The following is a 1538-nucleotide window of genomic DNA, read 5'->3' on the forward strand; positions in this document are numbered from 1 at the left end:
GAGAGGGCTGCGCGCCGGGCGAGCTGCGCGGCGAGGGGACTGCACACCGAGCGACTTGCGCGCCGGGCGAGGGTGATCGCCCGGCGCGCAGTTGCGCGACGTTCAGCCCTTGACGCAGAGCACCTGGCGCAATGTCGCGACCACGTCGACCAGGTCCCGCTGGGCCTCGATGACCGAGTCGATGTCCTTGTATGCGGCCGGGATCTCGTCCACCACGCCCGCGTCCTTGCGTGACTCGACGCCCTCGGTCTGCGCGATGAGATCGGCCACGGTGTACTGCCGCTTGGCCGCGTTGCGGCTCATCCGCCGCCCCGCCCCGTGCGAGGCGGACTGGAACGACGCCGGGTTCCCCTTACCGCGCACCACATACGAGCGGGTGCCCATCGAGCCGGGAATCAGCGCGAGCTCACCCGCGCCCGCCCGCACAGCGCCCTTGCGGGTGACCAGCATCGGCACGCCGTCGATCAGTTCCTCCGCCACATAATTGTGGTGACACGAAAGCGGCTGCTCGAAACGTACTCCGCGCTCGGCGAATTCGGCGCTCACCGCACGGCAGACCAGCGCGAGCATCACCGCGCGGTTGCGCGCCGCGTACTCCTGGGCCCAGGTGAGGTCACGCCGGTAGGCATCCATCTCCGGCGTGCCGGAGACGAAGACGGCCAGGTCGCGGTCGGGCAGGTCGACGTTGTGCGGCAGCTTCCGCGCGATCGCCATGTGCCGCTCGGCGAGTTCCTTGCCGATGTTGCGGCTGCCGGAGTGCAGCAGGATCCACACGCGCTCGTCCTGGTCCAGGCAGACCTCGATGAAGTGGTTGCCGCCACCGAGGGTGCCCATCTGCTTGTGCGCCTTGGACTCGCGTGCCTGCACCCGGTCGTCCAGCGCGCCGAAGGATCCCCAGAAGCGGTCCCAGCCCGCGCGCAGTGTCGCGGTGCTCGCGCCGAGCCCGGCGACCTGGGCGCCGAGCCGGGTGACGTCGACGGCGTCGTGGTGGGCCTGGAAGCCGACCGGCACCGCCGCCTCGATCCGCGTGCGCAGCGAACGCAGGTTGTCGGGCAGATCGGCCGCGGTGAGATCGGTGCGCACGCTCTCCATGCCGCAGCCGATGTCCACGCCGACCGCGGCGGGGGACACCGCCTCCCGCATCGCGATCACCGAGCCGACCGTGGCCCCCTTGCCGAGGTGCACGTCCGGCATCACGCGGACGCCGTGGACCCATTTCAGCGCGGCGATGTTGCGCAGCTGCTGGAGCGCGGCCTGCTCGACCTCGTGCTCGTGGGCCCACATCAGCGTCTGCGCCTTGGTGCCGCGCAGCTCGACGGGAAACATGGTCTCGGTCCTTTCGTCGGCTCTCATCTCCAACGGTAGGGACCGAGGAACTCCGGCGCACCCGAATATCGAACCGGTCGGAATGCCGGGATGTCAGCTACCGGCCGGGGCGAGCGGAGCGCGGTAGACGCGCTCGGCGTTGCCGTGGGCGATGGCCGCGACCAGGCTTTCGGCGTCGGCCGTGGTGATCGCGTCGTCGGCGATCCACTCAT

1 protein-coding gene is annotated in these 1538 nt (G+C 70.4%); it reads right to left on the bottom strand.

Annotated elements, in window-relative coordinates; translation table 11 throughout:
* Nucleotides 1-102: 102 nt before the first annotated feature.
* Complete coding sequence (locus tag ON27_RS07790; protein WP_043721685.1) at nucleotides 103-1326, bottom strand: RtcB family protein; 1224 nt, start codon at nucleotides 1324-1326, stop codon at nucleotides 103-105.
* Nucleotides 1327-1538: the final 212 nt, after the last annotated feature.

The sequence above is a fragment of the Nocardia asiatica NBRC 100129 genome, from assembly GCF_000308415.1.
GTDB lineage: Bacteria > Actinomycetota > Actinomycetes > Mycobacteriales > Mycobacteriaceae > Nocardia > Nocardia asiatica.